The following is a 20,237-nucleotide window of genomic DNA, read 5'->3' as shown; positions in this document are numbered from 1 at the left end:
GGACTTCGGTCCCGGGGCAGCCCCTTTTTCCGCGCCGGGGATTCCCCGCACTTCCGCGTCATGTCACAGAACGTTGTGGGTCGTGGTCGTCGAGTGTTCCCCCGGCAATTGACCGGTGAGGCCTTCCGGCGCGCTACCGGTGTCCGAATTGAGAACGAAATCGACCGTCCGCAGATTCGGCAGCAGGGTCCTCAGCGCGGAAAGGTCCTCGTTTCCCGTCAGCTTTCTCAGTTCCAGGTGTTCGACCGACGGCAGCGGTACCGCCGACCCGAGGGAGTCCAGGGCGGCCCGGTGGATCCGCAGTTCCCTGAGGTCCGGCAGCGCCGCGGCCTCGGCCCAGTCCTCCCGTCCGAGCTGTCCGGGCACCCGGCTGAGCCACAGGGTGCGCAGCGAGCGCCAGTGGCGCAGCCCCCGTAGCCCGGTCTCGCGCAGGACGTCCAGTCCGAAGGAGAGGCTTTCCAGCGGTGCGTCCCGGGGGAGCGTGTCGCTCAGTGAGGGGCCCGGGAGCCGGTGTCCGAGGCTCAGCTCACGCAGGGAACCCAGCGCCGCCAGGCCCGCGGGCGGCGGGGTCCGCCCCTGGTGGGACAGCAGGGACAGCGCCCGCAGCGGCAGTTCCCGAAGGGGCGCGAGGTCGTCGACGCCCGTGCACTGGTCGAGGCCGAGCTGCTCGAGGCGCCGCTGACCGGCCAGGAAGTCCAGGCCGCGCAGCCGGCCGTTGTACCGCAGCGCCAGATGCGTGACCTCGTCGGGCGGCAGCAAGGAGCGCAGCTCGGCGTCGCCGATGTCCCCGACGATCTGGAGCCTGGGCCGGCCGCCCAGCTCGCGCAGGACGCGGAGGTGGGCCGCGGAGTGCGCGGTGAAGTACAGCCCCGTCGGGTCGAGCCCGGCGATGACCTCGGACGCGTAGCGCTCGGTGTCGAACCGGTGCCATCCCCAGGTGAGCTGGGACCGTACCGACAGGGCGGGGTGGGAGCGGAAGCGTGCCAGCACGGGGATGGCCGCGTCGGTGCCGATCAGGGAGGCGGTGACCACCACCCCCCGGGCCTGGGCCTCGGTCAGTTCCTCAGGGCCGGGAAGCAGTTCGAGGACGAGCGGACCGGCCTCGGCCAGGGCGCGGGCCTCCGCCGACGTCCTCGGCGGTACGAGGGCCGCCGCGTCGCGTTCCACGGCCGAGCGCACCTCGGGCGCGAGCTGGGTGGCGTGTTCCAGGGAGGCCAGCGCGAGGAGCCGTACCCGGGTCGCGGCCGCCCCGTCGAGCCGTGCGGCCGCCTCGGTCAGGGAGCCCAGCAGTTCGGCCCGTTCGCGCGGCCGGGCGTGGGCGACGGCCATCCGGATCACGTCCGCCCACTGGGACTCCCCGGCGTTGCGCACGAGCAGTCCGAAGTCCCCGTCCTCCACGGCCGCCTTGGCGCCCAGGTAGTCCTGGAAGGTGCGGTGGACGAACTCCACGGTGCCGGGGGCCGGTTCGCGCAGCAGCCCGCTGCGGACGACGAGGTGGCGCAGGATCCGGGCGGCGTCGCCCTGGCCGGCCGCGGCCGGGAGGGAGGGCAGGACGTCGGCGACGATGCGTTCGGCGCGGTCCCGGGCCACCTCCACCCGGTTGTTGCGGATGAGCCAGTAGGCGATCCGCTGCAGGAGCTGGATCTGCGGGAGTTCGGTGAGCCGGACGCCGTCGTGACCGCCTCCGCCGGCGAACATGTCGCGTTCCTCGTCGCGGCGCGACAGCAGCATGGACAGCGCGGCCTCGTACAACTCCTGTCTGCCGTGCGGCAGATAGCCCCGCCGGTCGCGGTGCAGCGCGCAGATCAGGCCGCACATCAGGGGGTTGGTGGCGAGCCGGCCGAGGTCCGCCTTGGTGCGGACGGCGTCGAGGAGGGAGCGTTCGTAGCCGTCGAGGCGGTCGGGGTCGGAGGCGTCCGGGCGGGCGGCGGTGTGCCAGCGGTGGATGAACGCGGCCACGTCGTCGCCGCTCATCGGCGTCAGGACGAGTTCGGTGAAGCCGTCCGCCGCGAGCCAGTCCTCCCGTACGGCCGAGGGCCGGGACGTGACGAGCCACTGGTTGCCGGGGTAGGCGTCGAGGAGCTCGCGCAGCCAGCGGCGGGTGTGCTCCCGCTCACGTCCGGGGATCTCGTCGAGCCCGTCGACCAGCAGCAGGCCGCGGCCGTGGCGGAGGACCCGGTCCGCCCAGCCGTCCGGCTGGGTGGCGTGGAAGGGGATCCGGACGGCGGACAGGAACGCGTCGGGGGCCGGGAGGCCGTCGGGGCGGCGGGCGAGGGTGCGCAGCGGGAGGACGAAGGGGATGCGGTCGCCCCGCTCCCCGCGCGCCGCGGTCACCGCCAGCCACTGCACGAGGGTGGTCTTGCCCGACCCGGCCACTCCGCGCAGGAGGACCAGGTCCGTCTCGGCCAGGGCCTGCTCGGCGGGCAGTGAGGTGCCGGCCGCGGTGAGGGTGACGCCGTCCGGCGCGGTGCTCTGCTCGTCGTCGCCGGGGCGCAGGGCCTGGAGGCTGAGATACGCGGCGTCCAGGGGCCAGCGCTCGGGGGAGTCGACGAGGTCGATGCCGTAGATGGTGAGGTGACCGTGCCGGGTGCCGACATGGGCGAGATAGCGCTGCTCGAAGGCCCGGTCGGTGCCGCCCGTCATGGGGGTGCGGGCGATCAGCTCGTCCACCTTGGCGATCAGCTCACGCTGGCGCCGGCTCTGTTCCACGAGGGTGCGGGGTACGAAGGCCGAGCGCTGGGTGAAGAAATGCAGGATGTGAAGGCAGGCGGTGTCCAGCAGCCCCTCGTGGAACAGAGCAGCGTCGTAGGACAGGTCCCGTTCGGGGCCCCCGGCGGCCGCGCGCAGCCGCCGGGCGAGTTCCCGGTGGCCGAGCTCCACCGCCTGGACGTCGGTCATGGCGAGGTCGCCGAGGGCGTGCAGGGTCGTGGTGAGGGCGTGGACGACGGCCTGTTCCTCGTCGGCGGGGAAGGGGCGCTCGCCCGTGCGCAGCGCCCGTTCGACGAGCGAGGCCGAGAGTCCGGCCAGGTCCTTCTCCCCGACCGTGCGCTTCTCGCCCCTGAAGGAGACGAGCGCGGAGATCCGCACGGGCCTGTCCACCAGCCCCGCGCCGGTGCCCTCGGCGACGAAGAGCTTCCTGACCAGCGGCGCGGCCACGCTCGAGGCCAGGCGCGTGCCGACGGTTACTGGGTCCATGACGATCTCCCGTGAGAGCGCTGAGCGGGACGCCAGGACCGTGTCCTGACAGCCGGTGGGCGGGGCCGCGTCGTGGGACGTCCGTGAGCGGTCGCCCGGTTCCCCAAAGCCCTTGAAAACAGGGGCCGGAGGGTAGCCCGCGTCACATTCGGAGGGCCCTGGACCGAGGGCCCCGGTGACATGAGGCACAGGCGTTCCAGCCGGTACTAGGGAGGATAGTGGATAACCGAAAACGGACAAAAAGGACTTTAGCCCCGGGGTGGGGAGGACTCTCGGCGGGGGTTCCGGACGGCTGGGCGGAAGCCGTGTTTGGCAAGGGATGTCATGGCTTGAAGTGGGGTTAAACCCTGGATTTCGGACCAAAAGGACAAGATCCCTCGCTCGATGTCCGAGGTGTCAAGGTTCGGGAAGTTTGGCCATCAAGTACTACTTCGCACCGTAGATGGGGGGTTTGAGTGCGGCTGGGGGGCCGGGTTACCAATGAATGGCCCACTCGGTGGCAGGCACCGCACCGGAGTGGTTGTTCCAAGTCCCCGTCCCCGTCTCCACGAGGTATTCATGTCGAAGCGCGTCACGTCCCGCAAGTCCCTTACGTCCCTGGTCCGCACTCGGGCGGCCGTTCTGGCCGTCGGCCTGGGCGCCTCGGTCGTGCTGGGCGCAGGGGTCGCGACCGCCGCCGAAGCGGGCGTCAGCAGCACCACCACCACCGTCACCGCGGCCAACGCCGTCCAGACCCAGGCGGCCGCTCAGGCCAAGGCCGCCGCCGCGAAGAAGGCCGCCGCCACCAAGGCGGCCGTGGCCAAGCAGGCCGCCGCGAAGAAGAAGGCCGCGTCCTGGATCGACCCGGTCGCGAAGTACACCCTGTCCGCCAGCTTCGACCAGGCCGGCGGCATGTGGGCCCACAAGCACTCCGGCCAGGACTTCGCCGTGCCGCAGGGCACCAACGTCATGGCCGCGCACGGCGGCACCGTCGTCAAGGCGGGCCCGAACGGCGCCGGTGACGGTCCGGCGTACGGCAACGCCATCGTCATCAAGCACGCCAACGGCAAGTACTCGCAGTACGCCCACCTCTCGCGCATCGACGTGCGCGTCGGCCAGGTCGTCTCCACCGGTCAGCACATAGCCCTGTCCGGCAACACGGGCAACTCCAGCGGCCCGCACCTGCACTTCGAGATCCGTACGACCCCGAACTACGGCTCCGCCGTCAACCCGGTGGCGTTCCTGCACAGCATGGGTGTCACGGTCTGACCCACCCACCGCCGGTGATCCGGCGCGCGTCCCCGGCGTGAACTGCCGGAACGGAACAGGGACTCGAGCCCCGTCGCCTCACGGCGCCGGGGCTCGGCCTGTGTGCCGGGACGGCCCCGCAGGGCGTCGCCGTCGCGGAAGGCCCTTCGCCGCCGGGCCCCAGGAGGCTTCGCCCGGGCCCCAGAAGGCTTCACCCAGGCTCTAGGAGGCTTCGCCCGAGCCCTGGGAGGTCGCGCTCCCGTGGGCCGTTCCGCCCGCGTGGGCCTGGGTCACCAGATCGATGGCGACCTCCAGGACGGCCTTGCGCTTGTCCTCGGGGTCGCCCTCGACGTCCTTGAGGACGAACATGCCGGCGTGCATCGTGAAGAGCGCGCTGATGCAGCGGACCTGGTCGGTCAGTTCCGCCCCGGGCTCCTTGATGATCTCCAGCATGCTGATCATGCGGTCCTTGAAGGTCTCGCCGATGCTCAGCTCGCGTACCGTCGCCTGGTTCTCCTGCATGAAGCGGAAGAGCGGGGACGCGCCGCCGAGGGCGTCGCTGTAGCGGCGCAGGACCTCCTGCTTGGTCTCCAGCGTGTGCGGCTGCCCCGCGCCCCACTCGATCAGCTCGTCGAGCGGGCGCGTCAGATCCTCGAAGAGACTGATGAGGATCTCTTCCTTGGTCTTGAAGTGGTAGTAGAGCGCCGCTTTGGTGACATCGAGGTGCTCGGCGATCTCGCGCAGCGAGGTCTTCTCGTAGCCCTGCTCGGAGAAGAGTTCGAGGGCCACGTCCTGGATGCGCTGCCGGGTGTCGCCCCGGCGCTGCTGCCGCTTGCTGCCGTCCATGGTGCCGCCCATCTTCGTATGCCTCGCGCTCCCTTGAAACTTACCTGCCGACAGACAGGCAAAACCAGCCCAACTTACTTGACGCCCGGCTAGTTACAGGTCTATTTTCCTGAGTGTAGCCAGCTTGCCGGGCGGCAAGTAAGTACCGGCGGCGGCAGCAGAACTTCAGGGGAGTGGAAAACGATGGCGGACCAGGCGAAAGCGGCCGAACCGGCCGCGGAGCAGGCCGGGAAACCGGCCGAGGGCGAGAAGCAGCAGCGGAGCGTACGCGTCGTCCTGATGGCGCTCATGATCACCATGATGCTCGCCATGCTGGACAACATGATCGTGGGCACCGCGATGCCGACGATCGTCGGCGAGCTGGGCGGACTCGAGCACCTGTCCTGGGTGGTCACCGCCTACACCCTCGCCACCGCGGCCTCCACCCCGATCTGGGGCAAGGTCGGCGACATGTACGGGCGCAAGGGCGCCTTCATGACCTCGATCGTGATCTTCCTGATCGGGTCCGCGCTCAGCGGCATGGCCCAGGACATGGGCCAGCTCATCGGCTTCCGCGCCATCCAGGGCCTGGGCGCCGGCGGTCTGATGGTCGGCGTCATGGCGATCATCGGTGACCTCATCCCGCCCCGCGAGCGCGGCAAGTACCAGGGCATGATGGCCGGCGTCATGGCCTTCGCCATGATCCTCGGCCCGCTGGTCGGCGGCAGCATCACCGACCACTGGGGCTGGCGCTGGTCCTTCTACATCAACCTGCCGCTCGGCGTCGTCGCCCTCCTCGCGGTCAGCGCGGTCCTGCACCTGCCGAAGAAGCGCGTCCAGGCGAAGATCGACTACCTGGGTGCCGGCCTGCTGGCCCTCGGCATCTCCTCCATCGTGCTCGTCACCACCTGGGGCGGCACCGAGTACGCCTGGGGCTCCGCGCGGATCATGGAGCTGATCGGGATCGGCGTCGCCGCCCTCGTCGGCTTCGTCTACTGGCAGACCAAGGCCGCCGCGCCGGTCATGCCGCTGCACATCTTCCGCAGCCGCAACTTCACCCTGATGTCCACGATCGGCTTCATCACCGGTTTCGTGATGTTCGGCGCGGTCCTCTTCCTCCCGCTGTACCAGCAGGCCGTCCAGGGCGCCTCGGCCACCAACTCCGGTCTCCTGCTCCTGCCCATGCTCGGCGCCATGCTCGTCGTGTCGATGGTCGCCGGACGCGTCACCACCAACAGCGGCCGCTACAAGGTCTTCCCGCTCGTCGGCAGCGTGCTGATGATCATCGGTCTGTTCCTGCTCTCGCGGATGGACACCGACACCACCCGGTTCACCTCCGGTCTCTACATGGCGGTGCTCGGCGCGGGCATGGGCTGCCTGATGCAGATCACGATGCTCGTGGCGCAGAACAGCGTCGAGATGAAGGACATGGGCGTCGCGTCCTCGTCCACGACCCTCTTCCGCACCCTCGGCTCGTCGTTCGGTGTCGCCATCATGGGCGCGCTGTTCAACCACCGGGTGCAGGACGTCATGACCGAGCGGGCCGGGGCGCTGGGCTCCAAGCTGACCGAGCAGTCGGCGCAGCTCGACGCGGCCAGCCTCGCGAAGCTGCCCGCCGCGGCGCGGGACGCCTACCAGCACGCGGTCTCCGCCGGTACGCACTCCGCGTTCCTGCTCGGTTCCGTCGTCGCGGTGCTCGCGCTGATCGCCGCGGTGTTCGTGAAGGAGGTCCCGCTCAAGGGAGCGGGGGCGCCGAAGCCCGGCGAGGACGAGGCGACGGACGAGGCCCCCCAGGTCCACCTGGCCGAGCCGGTCTGACCCGGCCGGGACCGGACCTCCCGGCCCCGAACCTCTCGAACCTCTCACCTCACGACGAAGGCCCCCGGCGTTGTCCGCCCCGGGGGCCTTCTCCTGTGCGGCGACGGGCTCCGCCCCTGCCGCGCCGACGTCTCTCTCTCGCGCGCCCGGACCTGCGTCCCCGGCCCGCGCCCGGACTACTCCCCCGCCCGGACCTACAACCCCCGCCCGGCCTGCTTCCCGGACGCCGGCAGCATCGGATAGCTCCCCGTGTTCGTCGGCGCGTGCTCCGGCAGCCACAGCACCGCGACCGCGCCCTCGGCCGGAACGCCGTCCGGGGCCCCGGCGGGCCGTACGTTGCGGAAGGTCAGCCGGGCGCCGAGCACCCGGGCCTGGCCGGCGGCGATGGTGAGCCCCAGCCCGTGGCCGTCGCCGGAACGGTCGGTGCTCCCGGTGCGGAAGCGGCTCGGCCCCTCGGCGAGGAGCTTCTCCGGGAAACCCGGGCCGTGGTCGCGGACCCGGATGACCCGGCCCTCGACGGTGACCTCGATCGGCGGTCGGCCGTGCCGGGCCGCGTTGGCGAGGAGGTTGAGCAGGACGCGCTCCAGCCGGCGCGGGTCCGTCGTGACCTCCGACTCGTGCACCACCCGCACCTCGACGTCCGCCCCCTTGGCGGCGATCCGCCGGGAGACGAACTCGCCGAGCATGATGTCCTGCAGCTCGGCCCGCTCCGAGGCCCCGTCGAGCCGGGCCACTTCCAGGACGTCCTCGACGAGCGTGCGCATGGCCTGCGCGCGGTCCCGCACCAGCTCGCTGGGACGGCCGGGCGGCAGCAGTTCGGCCGCCGTGAGCAGCCCGGTCACCGGGGTGCGCAGCTCGTGGGCGATGTCCGCGGTCACCCGGCGCTCGGCCTCGATGCGCTGCTGGAGCGCGTCGGCCATGGCGTCCACCGCCCGTGCCAGGTCGTCGGTCTCGTCGAGCACGACACCGCCGATCGCGTCCCGCACCCGTACGTCCGGCTCGCCCTTGGCGACCCGGTTCGCCGCGGCCGCCGCCTTGCGCAGCCGGCGCGACAGCTGACCGCCGATCAGCACCCCGAGCGCGCTGCCGCCGAAGACGACCGCGATGGAACCGATGATCAGAGCCTGGTCGAGGTCCTTCATCACGTCCGCGTTGCGGTCCGTGAAGCGCTCGTGCCAGGACAGCACCTGGCCGTTCCTGAGCGGTACGGCGGCCCAGATGTCCGGCACGCCGTTCGGGCTGTCGGACACATAGGTCGCCCGGCGCCCCTGGGAGACCTTCGTCATCAGGTCCGACGGGATCGAGGGATCGTCTATCTTCGCCCCGAACGGCGGCGGCCGGCCCGGTCCGTACATCCGCTCCGCGAGCTGGATGCGCTCGTCGGCCAAGTCTCGTGAGTTGTCGAGCATCGAGACACGGGCCGCGTTGTGCACGACCAGGCTCAGCGCGACCGCGACCAGCGCCCCGACCAGGGCGATCGCGGTGCTGAGCTTCCAGCGGATGCCCGTGCGGATGCTCGTGCCCGAGTCCGTGCCCCGGTCGATACCGATGCCGAGGCTCCGGACCCCGACCGCGCCCGGTCCCCGGCGGCCCCTGCCGCCGCCCCGGCCGAGGACCTCGCCCCCGCCGGTGCCCGGTCCCGTGCGGGGGCCGCCGCCCGCGCCGGCCCCCGCCTCCGCGCGGCTGCCCGGAATCCGTCCCCGTCCGGCCGTCGTGGCCCCCTCCGGGGCGGAACGCTGAAACTTCCCCCGCATGGCGTGCTCAGGCCTTCAACTTGTAGCCGAAGCCGCGAACCGTCTCGATACGGTCCTGGCCGATCTTCGTACGCAGTCGCTGCACATGGACGTCGACCACCCGGGTGTCCCCGCCCCAGCCGTAGTCCCACACCCGTTCCAGCAGCTTGTCGCGGCTCAGCACCGTGCCGGGCGCGGCCGAGAACTCCAGGAGCAGCCGCATCTCGGTGGGCGTCAGCGCCACCGGGGCACCGGAGCGGGTCACCTCCATGCCCTCGGTGTCGATCGCCAGATCGCCGAAGGCGAGCACCCCGCCCTCCACCGGCGCGTCCCCGTCCGCCGCCGCTCCCGCACCGCCGCTGGCGTGCCCGAAGCGGCGCAGCACCGCGCGGATCCGGGCGACCAGCACGGCGCCGTCGAAGGGCTTGGTCACATAGTCGTCGGCGCCGGCCTCCAGGCCGAGCACGACGTCGATGGAGTCGGCGCGCGCGGAGAGCATGATGACCGGCACGGTCGACTCGTCGCGGATGCGGCGGCACAGGGACACGCCGTCGAGCCCGGGGACCATCACGTCCAGCAGGGCGATGTCGGGACGGTCGGCGCGGAACGCCTCCAGGCCCGAGAGTCCGTCGGGCATGGCCGTCACCGCGAAGCCGTCGCGCTCCAGGGCGAGTTGCGTGGCCTCGCGGATGACGTCGTCGTCCTCGACGAACAGGACGTGGGTCTGCTCTGCCATCCGGCTGCTCCGCCCGTTCAGTTCGCGTCCGGGGCGGGCGAGCCGGAGCCGCCCACCGCGTTGCTGTAGTCGTTGTGGATCCGGGACTCCTCGACGAAGCGCGTCGAGGACCAGCTGTAGGTGATCACTTCCTCGCTGGACGGGTACGACACCGGGTCGCCCTTCTTGTACAGCTGCTGGGTGACCACCAGATCGCCCCGGTCGATCTCGGCGTAGACCGGCGGTTCCTCGGTCTTGAAGACATTCTGGTACCGGCCGTTCGCCTCGCGATAGACGTAACTGCCGACACCGACGGCGTCGGCGCAGGTCATCACGTTGATCACTATGTCGTTCGCGGAGCCGCCGGTGAGGTTCCCGTACGACACGTCGACCGGGTACTCGTCGGCGACGCACGGCTTCAGATCGCGCTTGACCGCGGCGCTGACCGCCGGGTCGTCCTTGACGATCTTGACCGCGTCCACGCGCCTGGGCGCCTTCGACGGCGAGCCGGAGACGACGGGCTTGATGCTGCCCTTGGCGACCGCGTCACTGCCCGCCGGACCCTCGTCGCGGGCACCGGTCCCCCCGGTGGCGCACGCGGCGGCGAAAAGGCCGAGGGCGGCGAGCCCGGCAGCCGCCGAACTCCCCGCCTTCAGGGCCGTTCTGCTCCGGACTCCTAGGCCGCGCAACGCTCCCGCTCCTCACGTTCGAGCGCGCGGGCGTCCAGGTCGCGGCTCTCCAGCTCCTCGCGGAGCCGGGCCAGCGCCCGGTGCAGCGTGCTCTTGACCGTTCCGGCCGACATGCCGAGCGCGGCGGCCGTCTCCTCCGTGGACATCTGCTCCCAGTGTCGCAGCACCACGACACTGCGCTGCTTGGGTGCCAGGACCTTCATGATGTCCATCAGCAGCGCGCGGTCCGCGTGCTGCTCGGTGGCGTCCTCCACGCACGCGTCCGGGAGCTGCTCGGTGGGCACCTCCTCGAGCTTGCGGGCCCGCCACCACTCGGTCCTGGTGTTGATCATCACGCGGCGCAGGTAGGCGTCGGCGAGACGCTTGTCCGCGATGCCCTCCCAGCGTCCGTAGGTCCGCACGAGCGCGGTCTGGAGCAGGTCCTGGGCGTCGACCGGGTCGGGGACCAGACGGCGGGCACTGCGCAGCAGCGCGTCCTGCCGGGTCCGGACGTACTCCTCGAATTCGAGCACCTCGCCCTGCGCCATGATCAACCGCCTCCGTCCCCGTTTCCGACCTGCCCGCTGCCGGTTGTCCGTTGCCTGCGAACCGCCGGCTGGTCCGCCGCCGATCGGTCGGCGGCTCCTGCGGTACGGCAATGAAGCTACGGAGGCGTTGTCACGGGGGTGTCCGAGACAGCCTGCGGCCAGCACTCGGCTGTCCGTCGGTTGTGTAACGGCTGTCGGTACGGGGTAGGGGGAGTTGGCCCTATGTCCGGGTCGGTCCGGTTATGGCGTCGGCTCTACGTAAGGGGCAGCCGATACAGACCGCCGGGCAGCGGTTCCACCAGACCGTCGGCGACGAGTCCGTCGAGCGCCCGGCCCCGCTGCACCGGCTCGTCCCACACCCGGTCCAGCGCGCTCTGCGGGACCGGCACGTGCGCCTCCCGCAGCACGGCCAGCAGCTTGCCGCGCACCTGGCGGTCCGTGCCCGCGTACGTCTGGCCCTTGCGCGGCGGCCCGTCGTGCTCCGGCTTGCCCGCCAGCCGCCAGGCGCACTGCGCGGCGATCGGGCAGCGGTGGCACGTCTCGTTCTTCGCCGTGCAGACCAGTGCCCCGAGCTCCATGGAGGCCGCGGCCCAGCGCGCCGCCGTGCTCTCGCTCTCGGGCAGCAGGGCGCGGGCGAGCCTGCGCTCGGCGGCGGTGGTGGCGTTCGGCGGGTACTGCACGCCGGTGACGGCCCGGGCGAAGACCCGGCGGACGTTCGTGTCCAGCACGGGATGGCGCTGGCCGTACGCGAACGAGGCGACCGCCGCCGCCGTGTACTCCCCGATGCCGGGCAGGGCCAGCAACTGCGCGTGATCGGTCGGTACGTCGCCGCCGTGCCGTTCCGTTATGGCGACCGCCGCCCCGTGCAGCCGCAGGGCGCGGCGCGGGTAGCCGAGCCGCCCCCAGGCCCTGACGGCCTCCCCGGGCGCGTCCTTGGCCAGGTCGGCGGGGCGCGGCCAGCGGGCCAGCCACTGCTCGTACACGGGCAGGACGCGGTTGACCGGGGTCTGCTGGAGCATGAACTCGCTGACCATCACCGCCCAGGCGCCGGCATCGGGATGCCGCCAGGGCAGATCGCGGGCGTGCTCGTCGAACCAGTCGATGACGGGGGTGTGGAGGTCCTCGCCGGAGGCGTCGCTGAGGGGCCCGGTGGGCCGGGTGGGTGCAGTCATGGCGATATCGATCCTGCCATGCGACGGTGACGATGCGGGGACGACGCCGGGGGCGGGCGGTGGTGAAAGACCGCACCCGGGGGCCGTCGCGGCGCCGGAACGGACAGCCGCCGGAATGATGATCCGGAAAAGTTGGTACCGGGGCGGCGGGTGGGGCCTAAGGCGCGGCCGATCTCTCGTACAGTTTGCGCCGTGGGATCTCTGCGCAATCCGGTCGGGCCGCTACCCTCCACCATCTACTGGCGTCGGAGGGCCGTTCTGCTGTCCGTACTAGGGCTGTTGGCGCTTCTCACCGTCTGGGTGGTCGGCACCGGCGGAGGCGGCGGCCACAACGGCGCCGGCGGGTCGAACGGCAAGAATCCCGCCTCCTCGATCACGCCCGGACCCTCCGGTTCGGGCCCCGCGATCAGCCAACACCCGGGCGGACGCGACGAGTCGAGCGGAGACACCGGCAGCGGCGGCGGCACCGGCGGAAGCGGCGACGACGGCAGCGGGGGATCGGGCGACGGTTCGGGGGACGGCTCCGGCGACGGAACGGGCGACGGTTCCACGGGCTCCGGATCGAGCGCCGGCTCCGGCTCCGACGACGGGGCCAAGAACGGCGGCGGGGCCGCTGACCGGCTCCCGGCCAACACCACCGTCCCCAACTGCACTTCCGGAGCTGTGAAGTTGACGCTCAAGAGCGTGCGCAACTCCTACGCGCCCGGTGAGCAGCCCGAGATCGAGATCCTCGCCAAGAACACCTCGGGCCGCGACTGCAAGGTCGATCTCGGCCCGAAGAACGCGGTTTTGACGATCACTCAGTCCGGCAGCGACAAGGACTACTGGGCCTCGGACGACTGCCCGAAGGACGCCTCGGCGCTCCTGCTGCGCGTACCGGCCGGCGGCCAGACCGCCCACACGGTGAAGTGGGACCGCAAGCCCGGCGCCCCCTCGTGCGCCACGCCCCCCTCGGGCTCGGCCTCCGCCGGCACCTATCTCGTCGAGGCGAAGGCACCGGGCCTGGCGAAGGCGCAGACGTCGTTCGTGCTCTCCAAGGACTGACCGCGCCGGCCGGGGCGCGAATGCCCCGGGGCCGGCCGCGGACCTCAGGCGCCGGTACTCGGCCGCGGACCCGTGCGGCCACGGATGCTCGGCCACGGGCCCGCGAGGCACCGGGTGCTCGGCCGCGGACCCCGTGAGGCCCCGGACACCCGGCCTTCGGGACTCCTAGACGTACCGCTCCAGGATCGACGACTCCGCGAGACGGGACAGGCCCTCGCGGACGCTGCGCGCCCGCGCCTCGCCCACCCCGTCGACGGTCTGGAGGTCGTCCACGCTCGCGGCGAGCAGCTTCTGCAGTCCGCCGAAGTGCTCCACCAGCCGGTCGATGATCGCGCCGGGCAGCCGCGGCACCTTCGCGAGGAGCCGGAAGCCGCGCGGGGAGACCGCCGAGTCGAGCGCCTCGGGGGAGCCGGTGTACCCCAACGCCTTGGCGACCGTGGACAGTTCGAGGAGCTCGGCGTGGGAGAGCGCGTCCAGCTCGAACAGCGCCTCGTCGACCGTGCGGGACCGCTTGGCGGTCGGCTCGGGAACGTAGTCCCGGACGACCAGCTCGCGGTCGGGCTCGACGCCGGCGATCAGCTCGTCGAGCTGGAGGGTCAGCAGCCGCCCGTCCGTGCCCAGCTCCACGACGTACTCGGCGATCTCGGTGGCGATGCGGCGCACCATCTCCAGACGCTGGGCGACCGCGGAGACGTCCCGGACCGTGACGAGGTCCTCGATCTCCAGCGCCGACAGCGTGCCCGCGACCTCGTCCAGCCGGAGCTTGTAGCGCTCCAGGGTCGCGAGGGCCTGGTTGGCGCGGGACAGGATCGCCGCCGAGTCCTCCAGGACGCGGCGGTGACCGTCCACGTACAGGGCGATCAGACGCATCGACTGGGAGACCGAGACGACGGGGAAGCCGACCTGCTTGCTCACCCGGTCCGCGGTGCGGTGCCGGGTGCCCGTCTCCTCCGTCGGGATCGTCGGGTCGGGCACCAGCTGCACACCCGCGCGAAGGATTTTGGTGATGTCCTTGTCCAGCACGATCCCGCCGTCGAGCTTGCACAGCTCGCGCAGCCGGGTCGCGGTGAACTCGACGTCCAGGACGAATCCGCCCGTGCACATCGCTTCGACGGTCTTGTCGGAGCCCAGCACGATGAGTCCGCCGGTGTTGCCCCGAAGGATCCGCTCCAGCCCGTCGCGCAGTGCCGTGCCGGGCGCCACGGCGCTCAGTGAGGCGCGCATCAGGCCATCGGCACCGGAGCTCCCGCCGGACTTTCCGGGAGCTGCTGCCCGGTCGTTGGCTGCCACTGCACTCCTCCGGTCGCAGGTTTTCGGTCGCCCTCGTTTCGTACGGACGGGCGAGACCAGGGCAAAGTCTACCGGCGCTGCTCCTCGTCCCGTGGGGCCTCTCTGCGACGCGAGCGCGGAAGGACACTCAGGGCCGCGCCGATGTCGGCCACTTCCAGGACCTTCATACCGGCCGGGACCTTGCCGGGATCGGTCGGTACGAGGGCGTGGGTGAAGCCCAGCCGGTGGGCCTCGGCCAGCCGCCGCTGGACCCCCGTGACCCGTCTGACCTCGCCCGCGAGCCCCACCTCGCCGATCGCCACGAGGTTCTTGGGCAGCGGGATGTCACTGGCGGCGGACGCCAGCGCGAGCGCGACGGCGAGGTCCGCGGCGGGCTCGGACAGCTTCACGCCGCCGACGGTCGCGGAGTAGATGTCCCGCTTGCCGAGCGCGCTGATGCGGCCCCGCTGCTCCAGGACGGCGAGCATCATCGAGACGCGGGAGGTCTCCAGACCGGAGGTCGTCCGGCGCGGGGAGGGGATCTGGGAGTCCACGGTGAGCGCCTGGACCTCGGCGACCAGCGGGCGGCGGCCCTCGAGCGTGACGGTCAGGCAGGTGCCGGGGACGGGCTCGGCGCGGCGGGTCAGGAACAGCCCCGAGGGGTCGGCGAGCCCGGTGATGCCCTCGTCGTGCAGCTCGAAGCAGCCGACCTCGTCCGTCGTCCCGTAGCGGTTCTTGACCCCGCGTACCAGCCTGAGGCGTGCGTGCCGGTCGCCCTCGAAGGACAGGACGACGTCCACGAGGTGTTCGAGCAGCCGGGGTCCGGCGATCGCACCGTCCTTGGTGACGTGGCCCACGAGCAGGGTCGACATGCCCCGTTCCTTGGAGGCGCGGATGAGCGCGCCCGCCACCTCCCTGACCTGGGCCATGCCGCCGGGCGCGCCGTCGATCTCCGGGGAGGCGACGGTCTGGACGGAGTCCAGGATCAGCAGCGACGGCTTCACCGCGTCCAAGTGGCCGAGGACGGCCGCCAGATCGGTCTCGGCGGCGAGATAGAGGTGGTCGTCGATCGCCTTGATGCGGTCCGCGCGCAGCCGCACCTGGCTGGCGGACTCCTCGCCCGTCACGTACAGGGTGCGGTGTTCGTCACTCGCCGACTTGGCGGCCACGTCCAGCAGGAGGGTGGACTTGCCGACGCCGGGCTCGCCCGCGACGAGGACGACGGCTCCGGGCACGAGTCCGCCGCCGAGGACGCGGTCCAGCTCGGGCACACCGGTGCTGCGGGCGGCGGCCTGGCGCCCGTCGACCTGCCCGATGGGCAGCGCGGAGGTGGTGACCCGGCCAGGCGCGGTCGTACGGACGGCGGGCGCGCCGTACTCCTCGACGGTCCCCCAAGCCTGGCACTCGGCGCAGCGGCCGAGCCATTTGGCCGTCTGCCAGCCGCACTCGGTGCAGCGGTAGGACGGCCGGTCCTTCGCGGATTTCGTACGGGCAGCCATGACCGAACCGTAACGGGACCCACTGACAACCCGGCACCCGCGGCCTTTCCCGGCCTCCCCACGGCCCCGCCGCGAGCCCCCGTGCACCCTTCCCACCCCCGCGCGACCGGGCCCCGCGCGGGTCACGGGCCGTCCCATCTGCCATGGAGTGCCATCGCCGCCGGTGACGGCCCAGGCCAGGGGTCGGGGGTTCCTGTCCCCTTATGAGGGATCGTTTCACCCGTACGGATTAAATGTGCTCAAGGGGCAGGAAGCCGTCGGCCCCGGGCACCTACGGTCGCACGGGTGATGAGCAGCAGTCCGGAGACCTCCACGCACACCACCGGCGCACACCGGGCGCACGGAGCCGCGCGCAAGCGGGCGTCCGTGTCCCGCGGCGCCACCCCCCGCACGCTGGTCCAGCGTCCCCCCGCGCGGTACGAGCCCTACCTCGACGGCCTGTTCACCTACTGCCTGTCCGTGCTCTGCGACCACGACGCCGCCACCGCCGCCCTGGGGGACGCCCTCGCGCTCGCCGAGCGGCGCGGCCCGCGCGGCCCGGAGGCCGCCGGCGACCGCAGGGCCTGGCTCTACGCGCTCGCCCGCTGGTCCTGTCTGCGCAAACTCACCGAAGCCCGCCGCAAGCGGCAGGCGGCGCACGCCTCCGGGCGGCGCGCCCCCCACCGGAGCGGCCCTCCTGGAGCCCCGGGAGCGTCCCGCGAAGGCGCCGTGCCCGACAGTGCGCACAAGGCCGCCGCCGACCGGCGAGCGGCCGAGGCGCTGGTCGCCGCGCCCGTGTCCGAGGAGGTCCAGGCCCACCGGCGCCGCGAACTCTCCCAGCTGGCCTGGCCGGAAGCCGCCGGCACCACCCCCGAACAGCGCGAGGCGCTCGAACTCGCGGTGCGCCACCAGCTCGCCGCCCACGAGGGCGCCGCCGTCCTCGGCATGGACCTCGCCGTGGCCCGCGAACTGCTCGCCTCCGCCGCCTGCGAGGTCGAGCGCACCCGGGCCGCCCTCGCCGTCGTGGAGACCGGCGCCTGCCCCAGCGTCGCCCGGCTCACCGGCGACAGCCGGCTCGTGCTGAGCACCACCCTGCGCGGCGAACTGGTCCGCCACGTCGACGACTGCCCGCGCTGCCGCCGCACCGCCGAGCGCGCGGTCGCCGGAGCCTGGCCCGGCACGAGCGTCACCCCCGCTGCGCTCCCCGTCCTCCAGGCCCCGCACGCGGCCCTGCGCACCGCGATGGCGCACGCCCCCCGCGCCCGCGGCAGCGCCCCGCGCTACGACCGGCGCGGTTTTCCGATGGACCCCAAGGACCACGCCGCCCGAAGGGACCGGCTGCGCGCGCGTGCCGTCACGACGACCATCGTCGCCACCGTCGTCGCCGCGCCCGTGCTCGCCCTGTGGGCCGCGTACCGCGGCGCGCCGCTGACCGGCGAGGGCGCGGACGGCCGCCCGGCCAGCACGAGCGGCGCCCAGGACCCCGAGGGCCTGGACGGCGGGCGGGCCGGGGGCTACGAGAACGCCGGGAACGCGAGCGCCGGCCCCGGCTCCGGATTCGGCAAGGGCGGCGGTTCCTCGGACGTCTCCGTCGAGGTCGTCAGCGCCCGCGGCACGACCCCGGGGCATCTGGCGGTGACCGCCGGGACGAGCGGCGACACGACCCTGATCAAGCTGACCGCCTCCGGCAGCTCCCCGGTCCGCTGGTCCGCCCGCACCGGCGCCGCCTGGCTCTACCTCAGCCGCTCGTCGGGAACGCTCGACCCCGGCGAGTCCCTGACGGTCAAGGTGTACGTGGACCACCTGCGCGAACCGGCGGGCCACTGGACGGCCCGGGTGGCGATCGCCCCCGCGGGCGCGGTCGTCACGATCACCGGGTACGGAAAGGCCGGCTCGCCCCGCCCGGGCGGGAAGCCCGACCCCGCCGCGAGCACTCCGACCCCCTCGGGACCGGGCACCACCCCGTCCGCTACCCCCAGCCAGGACCCGACACCCACACCGTCCGACCCCACGCCGACGCCCAGCGCCACCGGGTCGTCGTCCCCGGACCCGGACCCCTCCTCCACGCCCCCGGACGACGACACGGGCGACCCGGCCACGCCCTAGGACCCGAGCCCAGGGATCCCGCACGGCGCACCGCCTCCGCGGAACCCGCGCACGGTCCCGCCTTACCGCGGACCCCGCGCGCACGGCATGGCGTCGGCCCACCTCAGGTCAGGTCGTCGGTCCACCGGGTGGCGTCAGTCCACCGGGTCCGCGGGGTGCGGTGCCAGCAGCGGCAGCTGGGAGGCCAGCCGCTCCTCGCACAGCTGGACCAGGCGGTCGTACCCCGCCTTGCCCATCAGCTCGGTCAGCTCCGGACCGTACGAGACGTAGACCGGGTCGCCGGCGCCGTGCGCCGAGGTCGCCGACGTGCACCACCAGTGCAGGTCGTGCCCGCCCGGCCCCCAGCCGCGGCGGTCGTACTCGCCGATGGAGACCTGGAGCACCCGGGTGTCGTCGGGCCGGTCGATCCACTCGTACGTACGGCGCACCGGAAGCTGCCAGCAGACGTCCGGCTTGGTCTCCAGGGGCTCGCGTCCCTCCTTGACGGCCAGGATGTGCAGAGAGCAGCCGGCGCCGCCGGCGAAGCCGGGACGGTTCTGGAAGATGCAGGAGCCCTCGTACGGGCGGGTCTGGCGGTCGCCGTCCTCGTCCTCGGACACCCAGCCCGTCCGCACGCCCACGTCGTGGTGCTGCCAGATCTCCGGGGTGAGCCGGGCCACGTGCGCGGCCACCCGCTTCTCGTCGTCCTCGTCGGAGAAGTGGGCGCCCAGCGTGCAGCAGCCGTCGTCGGCGCGGCCCGCCTGGATGCCCTGGCAGCCGCTCCCGAAGATGCAGTTCCACCGGGAGGTCAGCCAGGTCAGATCGCACCGGAAGACCTGCTCGTCGTCGGCCGGGTCGGGGAACTCCACCCACGCGCGGGCGAAGTCGAGCCCCTTCTCGTCGCTCTTCCTCATGGACTTCCCGGGCTTCCCGGACCTGGCGGCCGCCGTCTGCGCGGAGTCGCTGGCCGTTTTGTCGGACTTCGCCTTTTTGGTCTTTGGCACGCGTCCAGGGTAAGTCGCTTCGGACCGCTCCGGGGACGTCCTCCGCAGTACCACGCAGGTCACCGTTCGACGTGGGCTTTCGCCCCGCCCCTCGTGAACCGCCGGGTGGGCAGTAGCGTTCCGTACATGAGACTCGGTGTCCTCGACGTGGGTTCGAACACGGTGCATCTGCTGGTGGTGGACGCCCACCCCGGCGCCCGCCCGCTGCCCGCGCACTCGCACAAGGCCGAATTGCGGCTCGCCCAACTGCTCGACGAGAGCGGGGCGATCGGCCCCGAAGGCATCGACAAGCTCATCGAGACGGTCCACGACGCCCTCGAGGCCGCGGAGGACAAGGGCGTCGAGGCGCTGCTGCCGTTCGCGACGTCGGCCGTGCGCGAGGCCAGCAACGCCGACGAGGTCCTCGCCCGGGTCCAGGCCGAGACCGACGTCGAGCTGCAGGTCCTCACCGGCGCCGAGGAGGCGCGGCTCACCTTCCTCGCCGCCCGCCGCTGGTTCGGCTGGTCGGCCGGCAAGCTGCTCGGCCTCGACATCGGCGGCGGCTCGCTGGAGATCGCCTTCGGCATGGACGAGGAGCCGGACGCGGCGGTGTCGCTGCCGCTCGGCGCTGGCCGGCTGAGCGCGGGCTGGCTGACCTCGGACCCGGCGGACCCGGCGGCCGTGCGGGCGCTGCGCCGGCACGTGCGGGCCGAGATCGCCCGGACGGTCGGGGAGTTCCACCGGTTCGGCGCCCCCGACCACGTGGTCGCGACCTCCAAGACGTTCAAGCAGCTCGCCCGGATAGCAGGGGCGGCACGCTCCACCGACGGCCTGTACGTGCAGCGCGAGCTCAAGCGCCGCTCCCTGGAGGACTGGGTGCCCCGCCTCGCGTCCATGACGACCGGCGAACGCGCCGAGCTGCCGGGCGTCTCCCCGGGCCGCGCCGGCCAGCTCCTGGCCGGCGCCCTGGTGGCCGAGGCGGCCATGGACCTGTTCGGCGTGGAAACCCTGGAAATCTGCCCCTGGGCCCTGAGGGAGGGCGTCATCCTCCGCCGCCTGGACCAGATGGCCTCGGAGTAAGAGGGGAGGGGCCCCGGGCCCCTCCCCTGGCGGGCGCCCCTGAGCCACCCCATGAAGGCGCCGCGAAGGTCGAGCGCCCCAAAGGGGCGCAAGGAACGGCGCGCCCAGCCCCCTGCAGGGGAAAGCCGCCCCGAACCCCGCCCCCTACGGCGAGTGGGCCCCTGGGCCGCCCCCCGAAGGCGCCGCGAAGGTCCTGCGCCCTGAAGGGGCGCGGGGAACGGCGCGCCCAGCCCCCCGCAGGGGAAAGCCGCCCAGAACCCCGCCCCCACGGCGAGTGGGCGCCCGTCCCCAGCCCCCCCGCAGGGGAAGCCGCCCAGAACGCCGCCCCCCACGGCGAGTGGGCGCCCCCGCTCCCCACCCGGCAGGGCGTGGCATCGATCACAAGCGACCCCCACTC

The 20,237-nt window shown here is 72.6% G+C and carries 15 protein-coding genes; 5 read left to right on the top strand and 10 right to left on the bottom strand.

Going from position 1 to position 20,237, the window contains the following annotated elements; genetic code table 11:
- Positions 1-63 precede the first annotated feature (63 nt).
- A complete protein-coding gene (locus IO36_RS34405) occupies positions 64-3,195 on the bottom strand; it encodes an NACHT domain-containing protein (protein WP_051901169.1) in 3,132 nt (1,043 codons plus the stop codon).
- 558 nt (positions 3,196-3,753) lie between these two features.
- Between IO36_RS34405 and IO36_RS34400 the strand changes: the two genes are divergently transcribed.
- Positions 3,754-4,443: a M23 family metallopeptidase gene (locus tag IO36_RS34400; RefSeq protein WP_037625897.1), complete on the top strand. Its 690-nt coding sequence runs from the start codon at positions 3,754-3,756 to the stop codon at positions 4,441-4,443.
- A gap of 201 nt (positions 4,444-4,644) precedes the next feature.
- Here the strand turns inward: IO36_RS34400 and IO36_RS34395 are convergent, their stop codons facing one another.
- Positions 4,645-5,280 (bottom strand): TetR/AcrR family transcriptional regulator, encoded by a 636-nt coding sequence (locus tag IO36_RS34395; RefSeq protein ID WP_051901168.1) that lies wholly within the window; start codon positions 5,278-5,280, stop codon positions 4,645-4,647.
- Positions 5,281-5,451: 171 nt separating this feature from the next.
- On the opposite strand from IO36_RS34395, the gene IO36_RS34390 reads away from it, so the two are divergent.
- Positions 5,452-7,065, top strand: coding sequence for an MDR family MFS transporter (locus tag IO36_RS34390; RefSeq protein WP_037625895.1), 1,614 nt, complete (start codon positions 5,452-5,454; stop codon positions 7,063-7,065).
- A gap of 194 nt (positions 7,066-7,259) precedes the next feature.
- Here IO36_RS34390 and cseC read toward each other — a convergent pair whose 3' ends face one another.
- The 5 genes from cseC to IO36_RS34365 form a co-directional block, all read right to left on the bottom strand.
- On the bottom strand, positions 7,260-8,819 hold the full coding sequence (gene cseC / locus IO36_RS34385; RefSeq protein WP_078943620.1) for a two-component system sensor histidine kinase CseC: 1,560 nt from the start codon (positions 8,817-8,819) through the stop codon (positions 7,260-7,262).
- A gap of 7 nt (positions 8,820-8,826) precedes the next feature.
- Positions 8,827-9,534: a two-component system response regulator CseB gene (cseB, locus tag IO36_RS34380; RefSeq protein ID WP_037625893.1), complete on the bottom strand. Its 708-nt coding sequence runs from the start codon at positions 9,532-9,534 to the stop codon at positions 8,827-8,829.
- A 17-nt stretch (positions 9,535-9,551) separates the two neighbouring features.
- Positions 9,552-10,202, bottom strand: coding sequence for a hypothetical protein (locus IO36_RS34375; RefSeq protein WP_037625891.1), 651 nt, complete (start codon positions 10,200-10,202; stop codon positions 9,552-9,554).
- The gene (locus IO36_RS34370) at positions 10,190-10,729 is read right to left on the bottom strand and encodes a SigE family RNA polymerase sigma factor (RefSeq protein WP_037625888.1); all 540 of its coding nucleotides are present in this window, start codon (positions 10,727-10,729) and stop codon (positions 10,190-10,192) included. Before IO36_RS34370 ends, IO36_RS34375 begins: the two co-directional genes overlap by 13 nt.
- Before the next feature lie 254 nt (positions 10,730-10,983).
- Complete coding sequence (locus IO36_RS34365; protein ID WP_037625886.1) at positions 10,984-11,901, bottom strand: HhH-GPD family protein; 918 nt, start codon at positions 11,899-11,901, stop codon at positions 10,984-10,986.
- A gap of 192 nt (positions 11,902-12,093) precedes the next feature.
- On the opposite strand from IO36_RS34365, the gene IO36_RS34360 reads away from it, so the two are divergent.
- The gene (locus tag IO36_RS34360; RefSeq protein ID WP_078943619.1) at positions 12,094-12,945 is read left to right on the top strand and encodes a hypothetical protein; all 852 of its coding nucleotides are present in this window, start codon (positions 12,094-12,096) and stop codon (positions 12,943-12,945) included.
- Positions 12,946-13,110: 165 nt separating this feature from the next.
- On the opposite strand, the gene disA is transcribed toward IO36_RS34360, so the two are convergent.
- Positions 13,111-14,235, bottom strand: a complete 1,125-nt coding sequence (gene disA, locus IO36_RS34355) for a DNA integrity scanning diadenylate cyclase DisA (RefSeq protein ID WP_037625884.1) — start codon at positions 14,233-14,235, stop codon at positions 13,111-13,113.
- Between the two features lie 68 nt (positions 14,236-14,303).
- A complete protein-coding gene (gene radA, locus IO36_RS34350; RefSeq protein ID WP_037625882.1) occupies positions 14,304-15,713 on the bottom strand; it encodes a DNA repair protein RadA in 1,410 nt (469 codons plus the stop codon).
- 285 nt (positions 15,714-15,998) lie between these two features.
- Here radA and IO36_RS34345 point away from each other — a divergent pair, with 285 nt between their 5' ends.
- The gene (locus IO36_RS34345) at positions 15,999-17,798 is read left to right on the top strand and encodes a BACON domain-containing protein (RefSeq protein ID WP_037625880.1); all 1,800 of its coding nucleotides are present in this window, start codon (positions 15,999-16,001) and stop codon (positions 17,796-17,798) included.
- 134 nt (positions 17,799-17,932) lie between these two features.
- On the opposite strand, the gene IO36_RS34340 is transcribed toward IO36_RS34345, so the two are convergent.
- A complete protein-coding gene (locus IO36_RS34340; protein WP_037625878.1) occupies positions 17,933-18,781 on the bottom strand; it encodes a DUF3109 family protein in 849 nt (282 codons plus the stop codon).
- Between the two features lie 126 nt (positions 18,782-18,907).
- Between IO36_RS34340 and IO36_RS34335 the strand changes: the two genes are divergently transcribed.
- Entirely contained in the window at positions 18,908-19,840 is a 933-nt protein-coding gene (locus tag IO36_RS34335) for a Ppx/GppA family phosphatase (RefSeq protein WP_037625876.1), read from the top strand.
- The last annotated feature ends 397 nt before the right edge of the window (positions 19,841-20,237 follow it).

This window comes from Streptomyces aureus (genome assembly GCF_000725495.1).
In the GTDB taxonomy this organism is placed as follows: domain Bacteria; phylum Actinomycetota; class Actinomycetes; order Streptomycetales; family Streptomycetaceae; genus Streptomyces; species Streptomyces aureus_B.
Note: the sequence above shows the minus strand (reverse complement) of the source record. Positions and strands in the feature narration are given on the sequence as shown.

What these genes read in the sequence shown, in the direction of transcription:
- IO36_RS34370 (WP_037625888.1), bottom strand. Translation starts at nt 10,729, where the DNA reads ATGGCGCAGGGCGAGGTGCTCGAATTCGAGGAGTACGTCCGGACCCGG.
- IO36_RS34405 (WP_051901169.1), bottom strand. Translation starts at nt 3,195, where the DNA reads ATGGACCCAGTAACCGTCGGCACGCGCCTGGCCTCGAGCGTGGCCGCG.
- IO36_RS34365 (WP_037625886.1), bottom strand. Translation starts at nt 11,901, where the DNA reads ATGACTGCACCCACCCGGCCCACCGGGCCCCTCAGCGACGCCTCCGGC.
- IO36_RS34395 (WP_051901168.1), bottom strand. Translation starts at nt 5,280, where the DNA reads ATGGGCGGCACCATGGACGGCAGCAAGCGGCAGCAGCGCCGGGGCGAC.
- radA (WP_037625882.1), bottom strand. Translation starts at nt 15,713, where the DNA reads ATGGCTGCCCGTACGAAATCCGCGAAGGACCGGCCGTCCTACCGCTGC.
- IO36_RS34400 (WP_037625897.1), top strand. Translation starts at nt 3,754, where the DNA reads ATGTCGAAGCGCGTCACGTCCCGCAAGTCCCTTACGTCCCTGGTCCGC.
- cseB (WP_037625893.1), bottom strand. Translation starts at nt 9,534, where the DNA reads ATGGCAGAGCAGACCCACGTCCTGTTCGTCGAGGACGACGACGTCATC.
- cseC (WP_078943620.1), bottom strand. Translation starts at nt 8,819, where the DNA reads ATGCGGGGGAAGTTTCAGCGTTCCGCCCCGGAGGGGGCCACGACGGCC.
- IO36_RS34335 (WP_037625876.1), top strand. Translation starts at nt 18,908, where the DNA reads ATGAGACTCGGTGTCCTCGACGTGGGTTCGAACACGGTGCATCTGCTG.
- IO36_RS34390 (WP_037625895.1), top strand. Translation starts at nt 5,452, where the DNA reads ATGGCGGACCAGGCGAAAGCGGCCGAACCGGCCGCGGAGCAGGCCGGG.